This is a genomic window from Leptothoe sp. PORK10 BA2, assembly GCF_034932105.1.
GTDB lineage: Bacteria > Cyanobacteriota > Cyanobacteriia > Phormidesmidales > Phormidesmidaceae > Leptothoe.
This window is the reverse complement of record NZ_JAYGIG010000027.1, coordinates 36,396-43,246: the sequence shown is the minus strand read 5'-3', so window position 1 is coordinate 43,246 and position 6,851 is coordinate 36,396. Positions and strand designations below refer to the sequence as shown.

Annotated in this window: 7 protein-coding genes; 5 read left to right on the top strand and 2 right to left on the bottom strand. The window is 51.0% G+C overall.

What is annotated here, in order from left to right:
- The first annotated feature begins 141 nt into the window (after positions 1-141).
- The 5 genes from VB741_RS09240 to VB741_RS09220 all read left to right on the top strand — a co-directional run bounded on the left by VB741_RS09240 (position 142) and on the right by VB741_RS09220 (position 4,138).
- Positions 142-885, top strand: a complete 744-nt coding sequence (locus tag VB741_RS09240; protein ID WP_323364877.1) for a CHAT domain-containing protein — start codon at positions 142-144, stop codon at positions 883-885.
- Positions 886-1,430: 545 nt separating this feature from the next.
- Positions 1,431-1,940 (top strand): hypothetical protein, encoded by a 510-nt coding sequence (locus VB741_RS09235; RefSeq protein WP_323364876.1) that lies wholly within the window; start codon positions 1,431-1,433, stop codon positions 1,938-1,940.
- Positions 1,941-2,050: 110 nt separating this feature from the next.
- On the top strand, positions 2,051-2,503 hold the full coding sequence (locus VB741_RS09230) for a hypothetical protein (RefSeq protein WP_323364875.1): 453 nt from the start codon (positions 2,051-2,053) through the stop codon (positions 2,501-2,503).
- Between the two features lie 84 nt (positions 2,504-2,587).
- Positions 2,588-3,358 carry a hypothetical protein gene (locus VB741_RS09225; protein WP_323364874.1) on the top strand — a complete coding sequence of 257 codons (771 nt, stop codon included), beginning with the start codon at positions 2,588-2,590 and terminating at the stop codon, positions 3,356-3,358.
- Between the two features lie 399 nt (positions 3,359-3,757).
- On the top strand, positions 3,758-4,138 hold the full coding sequence (locus VB741_RS09220; protein WP_323364873.1) for a DUF1622 domain-containing protein: 381 nt from the start codon (positions 3,758-3,760) through the stop codon (positions 4,136-4,138).
- A 72-nt stretch (positions 4,139-4,210) separates the two neighbouring features.
- Here the strand turns inward: VB741_RS09220 and VB741_RS09215 are convergent, their stop codons facing one another.
- Positions 4,211-5,461: an MFS transporter gene (locus VB741_RS09215; RefSeq protein WP_323364872.1), complete on the bottom strand. Its 1,251-nt coding sequence runs from the start codon at positions 5,459-5,461 to the stop codon at positions 4,211-4,213.
- A 242-nt stretch (positions 5,462-5,703) separates the two neighbouring features.
- The gene (locus VB741_RS09210; RefSeq protein ID WP_323364871.1) at positions 5,704-6,777 is read right to left on the bottom strand and encodes an alkene reductase; all 1,074 of its coding nucleotides are present in this window, start codon (positions 6,775-6,777) and stop codon (positions 5,704-5,706) included.
- Positions 6,778-6,851: the final 74 nt, after the last annotated feature.

Genomic DNA, 6,851 nt, shown 5'->3' with positions numbered 1-6,851 from the left:
AAACGACCGCTTGGTCAAACGATATCAACCACAGGCAACGGGGGGTTGACTGGCAGATGAAGGTCGATGATGCTCGCTGTAAGCTAGCCTCCGTTTACCCTAAAATTAAGCTTTGACACTGCACTAGCCGAACGCTATCGCATTAACCACATCACCGCCGCCAGCCTAATCGATCTAAACACCCCGCCTAACCGCAATGATCCCAAAATCCTTGCCGGAGCCCTCACCGACGATGCAGTCACCATCGAAGTCGGCGACAACTCCTACAATTTTCCCCACCTCGCCCATGTAGACGACGAGGTCAATGCCATTGCCGCCCTTTCCTCCACGGCAACTCCACTGCTAGATACCGACTTCAACCGTGCCCGCATCGAACGCGACGCCAACCGCCATACCATTCTCCACCTCGCCACCCACGCCAAGTTCCTCGTCGGCCAGCCCGAAGACTCCTTCATTCTCTTTAACAACAAAGAACGCTGGACCCTCAGAGACTTCAAAGACGGTCTCCTCAACCTTACCCACGTTGATCTTGTCGTCCTCAGCGCCTGCGAAACCGGCGTAGATAACACCTTCGGCAACGGCGAAGAAATCCTCGGCTTTGGCTACCTAATGCAAAACGCCGGAGCCCGTGCCGCCATATCTTCCCTCTGGGCGGTAGACGACGGCGGCACCCAAATCCTCATGGGCGAATTCTACAAAGCCCTGCTCCTGGGCAACCTTAGCAAAACCGCCGCCCTCCAACAGGCCCAGCTAGCCCTGATCAACATCAACGAAAACAGCGACCGAGGCGGCCTAGAACTCGCCGAATCCATCGGCCTTGATCCTAACAACCTATCCCACCCCTACTACTGGGCACCCTTCATCCTCATCGGCAATGGCCTATAAATTATCCCAAAACCAAATCTTCGGGGTTACTGCATAATCAGGCGGGTGACGATGGAGGTATTCTGCCTTCAATAATTTATTGCAAGAGGGTATCAAGTTAAGCCGGGAAATCCTGGCTAGGGGGGAATCAGGAGTCAGGAGTCAGAAGCCAGTGAGGCCCTGATTTCTGACTCCTGACTTCTGAATACTATCCTTGGGAAAACGTCCCGCTTTGAGTTGATACCCCAACAGAGCCTATAAAGCTGCATGAAAAAAGAGCGTTGTTGCACAAATACAATTCTCCTCAGATCATTTATTAAACCTGTTTCAACGGCTGAGGGAAACATTTTGAGCAGAAGCTATTTGCTTTGCCGGTAAAGCTTTTAGAGGTTTTCATCGCCAATCATCTGCAAAACTCACTGTACCCATCTGAAAATCTTTCTCCTATACTTGTGGATAGGTACAGAACACCACATTTTTCGCCCATCTATTCCTAACCACAGCTCCATTGACGGTCTGTGTAGGCTCCCATTAAGTCCATCTCCCATTCACCTCTAACCATAGCCATGACACAACAACTTTCTCCCCGGACCCCAGTTCGCCGTCGTTCCCCTCGTTCTACTTCCCGAAACGCGAGTCAACGGACACCCTATCCATGGTTCAAAGCCTGGAGTAATGTAGGACAGCACTCCACCAAGGGTTGGTGGCGCGGTCACTATTTTATGGCAGCCGGTTGGGGGATAGCCGTAGTCGGCCTACTGCTCAATGCGGGCAATTATTTCAAAGCAGACGCTACCCCTGTCCACGGTAAAGACAACTGCCAAAAAATTGTACAGTCGTCTGCAGTCCTCTCTAGGGAACAGCTTGGCCAAATTCTCACCGTGCCAGAACGCTCCAATCAACAAACTGTTCGAGATATTGTGGCAGAACCTTACTGTCAGTTGCCTAGCATAGAAATCCGCGAGGGCGTCACTGCTACCCGCGAAGTTTACCCCTTGGCGTTTGAACCCTCTACCTGGCTAGTCATGCTCTACGAAGGGGAGGAGTACGCTGGATTCTCCTTCAGTTTTCAATAGGGCCCAATTATCCCCTGGGGCTGGCATCCCACACGGGACAATACAATGTCAGCCCCGAAACTTAGACCATCCACAAGAATATCCCTACGGTAGTTTTCACATTCTTAGTCATGTTACTTTCTTTTGCTAAATGTATCAGCCTAGGACTGGTCCTCAGCCTGATCGGGGGCTGTGGCCGTTCGACACCTGCTCCACGCATCCTCAACTTACATCAGAATTGGTCCTTACCCATGGGCACAGAAATCTCTGGTTACCCAGTTAGCAGCAGCCTCGGCGACATTAGCCTTGAACTCGGTGGCGATGCGGTGCGAATGCCATTTAATGGCACCGTCGAACCCACTGCAATGGACTGTGTCTTGGTTTCCAGTGACGACATCCCGGCCTACCTATTTCGGCTATGCGGTCTCAGCCGGACTCAATTTGGCCCGAGACAACAAGGACAGACCATTGGTCGGGCTCACCATTTGATTTTTGCCATGCTGCGTCGGGAACCCGATGGCACCTGGGCCATGGTAGAACCATCGGCACAGTTCATCAAACAGCTGCTAAAGTCGTCGCCCTAGGGCATGCTCACGGGTTTTCAGGCCCACCAGGGATGCCCCTACATATCCACTCACACCCATCTCAAGCACCCATCTCAATTAAACATGCAACAATCCGTCCTCAAATCCATTCTTACGGCCTTAACCGGCCTGACGCTCAGTCTGGGCTTCGCCGCCACGGCCCAAGCTAACACCGTCGCCCTCAAGTTTGACGTAGCTCAACCCGCCCAGTCCACCGCCCGTGCAACAACGCACTCCACTTCACCTGTTGCACTGACTTTTTTGCCGGATCGCCCTGCAGAACCGAACCATCGGCCTACAATAAACCCGATCGAGCCTGAGCCCAGCAGCGATTTATTTGCAGGGGGCGTGAGTTCTCTGATCTCAAAGGCCGTAGGCAGCGCTGAGGGGACACGCACCCCCACCGGAGGCTATACCAGTGCCTACTATGGTCATGTTGACCCTGGCAACGGGGTGTGGAATCTGGGTAGTTTCTCCTATCAGCATGGGGCCGCTTCACCGGAAGAAGCGGATCAAAAACAACTGCGGCGACTACAAGGGCAAGCACTAGAACTGCGACGACAGGCCCAGGCAAAAGCCTTTAGTTTATCTCAGTTAGAAGAACTGAATGGCATTGACCTGGCGAATCAGGCCCCGTTAGCAGCCCTGGATCGGGGGTATATTAACTGGCTGTATGCGGCGAAACAGCAGTCGATGGATAGTCAATCGCAGATTGTCTGGGCCAGGACGAAAGCGTTTCTAGATCCGGATACGGGGTATTGGGATGCGCCTGGATTAGGCAATCATTGGGATGCCATCTATCGGGATCAGCAGCGACGATATGATTCGATCCTAAGGGCCGTTACCAGCCATTAATCAGGGGTTAGGTTACCCAAGGCAATTCACGTTGTGGTTCTGGCCCACCGATCGATCAGGAAATCAAGGGAAACCCACTAACAATAGGACAGTCTTTGCAACAGGTTACCAACTCAAAGCGAGACGTTTTCCCAAGGACAGAATTTAGAATACTCTTTGAGAAGAGCAAGCTCTACAGGGGGTAGAAGTCATTGCCTTACCGGCTTCTGGCTTCTGACCCCTGACTCCCCACCCAGCCAGGATTTCCCGGCCTAAATTGATACCCTAGCAACATAGACATCTACTGGGCGATTGACCAAGACTGTTGGCATTGTCTAAAGGGCAACGTTTAAAGGGCAACTAGAAGAACCACCCTGGGTTTGAGGTAAGGTGAGGAAAATTCTGGGGGAAACGCAATTTATGGAATTCATTGAAGGTGGGCTGATCGAGGTTGTTGCCGTGCTGAAGTTCGGCTTTGAGGCGATCTCGGTCCTATGCATTTTACTGGGGCTGGTGGCCTGTATGCGATTAGTATTCATGCAGCCGCAGCGGATATATACCCCACCCTTTATTGAAATTCGCTTGACCCTGGGGTCTTGGCTGGCACTGGCCTTAGAGTTTCAGTTGGGGGCCGATATTTTGGGTACGACCGTTGCCCCCTCGTTTGATGCCCTAGGCCAGCTGGCGGTGATTGCCGTTATTCGCACATTTCTCAATTATTTTCTGAGTAAAGAGATCGAGACAGAAACACGTTGGCAGCGGAAAATGACATCAGAATCCCCAACATCCCCGGAAAAATAACGTGGTAAAGAGTAGGAAACAACACTTTTTGCAGGAGTATTCCTTAACCCATCAATCCACCAATACAATTAGTCAAATCGAATCATGTGACAAAACCTTTTCATTCGCAGTGCTATTAACCATGCGACAAATGCGTTTGCCATATATCCACAAAAGTGTCGCGAGGACAATTAGATAAACACCGACTCGACCGTAGGTCGCGGTCATGCCCAAAGCTTGTCGAACCGGTTGAGACACAATGGGTGAGAGAAACTGCCCTAGGAACATAAATGTGGTTAGGCCTCCTAAAGCTCGCCCTCGAAACGCATCGGGAACTTCGTTGGCCGTCCAAACATTCAGATTGGGCATCATCAAACCCAGCCCAATCCCGGTGGGAATGAGAACACATAAAATCAACCAGTAATTGCTGACCAGGCCAATGCCAAAGTAGCCCAGCCCGATCAGGAAAAATGCGATCGCTAAAATTTTGATAAAGCTAAACCGTTTCTTAAAACGGCCATAGTTCAACGAAGCAAATGCACTAAAGAGGATTGCAAAGGCGATGGCCAGACCCGTCTCTGTAGCCCCTGCTCCTGTAATTTTTTCTAGATAAAAGGGAAGTTGTACCGGGATTAAATAGAAGACAATCTGTTGGATCAGCGCTGAGCCATAAATCAAGACCAAAAGCTTGACCGGCATCTCTGCTTTAGGATCTGCTGTAGTTGTATCTGTGCCGGATTTAGACAGAGAGGGTTCGTATAGAGCAAGGACAATACCTGGTAATAGCAGCCAAGAAAACAGATAGATCAGAAAAGGTAGCCGCCAATTTAACTCGGCAATAAATCCACCCACCGACAAAAATAAAACGCCGCCAAAGCCCATAAATGCGGCCTGCAACCCCATAAAGTTAGCGCGGGCATCTCCTTGGTAATAGTCAGCAATCAGCGTTGTAGCGCTGACCATTATTCCAGCGACGGCTAAGCCCAGCAGTGCTCGTCCGATCAAAATGGCAAAGAGGGAATCCAACACAAAGCCAGAGCTACCTGCCAGTCCATAGAGAACCGCCGATCCCAGCAGCAGCGATTTGCGCCCAGCGCGATCGACGAGTTGCCCGGCGATCGGTGAGCCGATAACAATGAATAGGGCTGGCATGGTTAGCACCAGTCGCACCCAAAATTCAGCATTCGGGGTTTCGTTGAAATACACCTGCATGGTCGGCAACGATGGTGCAATAGTCGCCCCCGCCATGACGGTCAGGGTGCTAACCAATAGCAAGGTGGCTTTGATCTGCCAAGTATCGGCAATGGGTGTTGGAACGCTATCGGCAGGGTTAGGAGACGTCATTGTAATCACACAAACTCTTTCGGGCTTGATGGATGAATTGTTAGTTTAAATACAAATGGTTCACAACGGGTACCAACTCAAAGCGAGACGTTTTCCCAAGGATAGTATTCAGAAGTCAGGAGTCAGGGCCTCACTGGCTTCTGGCCCCTGATTCCCCACCTAGCCAGGATTTTCTGGCTTAAGTTGATACCCTGCACAACGACTTTTGCCAGAGTCTATCACAAAACTTAAGTTGCGGCTTTTTATAGGGAGGGATAGTCGATATATCCCTCTGCACCGCTGCTATAGAATTTGCTGGGATCAGGGTCACTCAACGATGCATTGGTGCGAAAGCGCTTGGGTAAATCTGGATTGGAGATAAACAACTTGCCGAAAGATACCAAATCGGCCTCTCCTTGGGCTACGGCTGCGTTTGCAGTTGCTTGGGTGTAATTGCAGTTGGCTATCACTGTTCCTAGATAGTCAGGCCGAAACAGCGACAAGACTGGGTTAAGCACATCTCGGGTTTGTAAATCCATTTCATTGGGCTCCATCAGATGAACGTACGCTAACCCCAGGGGGTTGAGTGCTTGCAGTACATAGCTAAAAGTAGCCTTAGGGTTTGAATCTAGGATGTCGTGAAAGGTATTGCTGGGTGAAAGCTTAATGCCTACTCGATCGGCGCCCCATACGCTGGTAACAGCGGCCACAACGTCTAGTAAGAACCGCGCGCGATTTTCCACTGAGCCACCATAGTCATCTGTTCTTTGATTTGAGCCATCTTGCAGGAACTGGTCGATGAGATAGCCGAAGGCTCCGTGCAGTTCTACACCGTCAAATCCAGCTGTCTTGGCGTTTTCAGCTCCTATACGAAACTGCTCAACAATGTCAGGAATTTCATCTGTCTCCAGCGCGCGAGGGATTGGCATGGCGACTTTTCCAACTGGTGTGTGGAGTTCACCTGTAGCTGCGATCGCACTAGGAGCAATCGGCTGTTGGCCTTCTAACATTGCAGGGTGGGAGAGGCGGCCACAGTGCCAGAGCTGGAGGAAAATTCTGCCGCCTGCTTGATGAACAGCGTCAGTAACTTGCTGCCACCCTGCAATCTGCTCCGGTGCATAGATCCCCGGGCAGTTTATGTACCCGTTGCTCAAGGGTGAAACCATAGTGCATTCTGTGACGATTAAGCCTGCGGTGGCGCGTTGGGCGTAATAGGTGGCCATTAGCGGTTGGGGAACACTACCGAGCGCTCGCAACCGCGTCATCGGTGCCATCACAATGCGGTTAGGAAGATGAATTGCACCAAGCTTGAAGGGTGAGAAAAGGTCAATGCTCATAGGTTTAATATCTCAAAATATCTCAATTTTTGGACAGTGCGGAGGGCTAAACCGGTCTGCGGTGCTAAAACAGT

What these genes read in the sequence shown, in the direction of transcription:
- VB741_RS09215 (WP_323364872.1), bottom strand. Translation starts at nt 5,461, where the DNA reads ATGACGTCTCCTAACCCTGCCGATAGCGTTCCAACACCCATTGCCGAT.
- VB741_RS09210 (WP_323364871.1), bottom strand. Translation starts at nt 6,777, where the DNA reads ATGAGCATTGACCTTTTCTCACCCTTCAAGCTTGGTGCAATTCATCTT.
- VB741_RS09230 (WP_323364875.1), top strand. Translation starts at nt 2,051, where the DNA reads ATGTTACTTTCTTTTGCTAAATGTATCAGCCTAGGACTGGTCCTCAGC.
- VB741_RS09235 (WP_323364876.1), top strand. Translation starts at nt 1,431, where the DNA reads ATGACACAACAACTTTCTCCCCGGACCCCAGTTCGCCGTCGTTCCCCT.
- VB741_RS09225 (WP_323364874.1), top strand. Translation starts at nt 2,588, where the DNA reads ATGCAACAATCCGTCCTCAAATCCATTCTTACGGCCTTAACCGGCCTG.
- VB741_RS09220 (WP_323364873.1), top strand. Translation starts at nt 3,758, where the DNA reads ATGGAATTCATTGAAGGTGGGCTGATCGAGGTTGTTGCCGTGCTGAAG.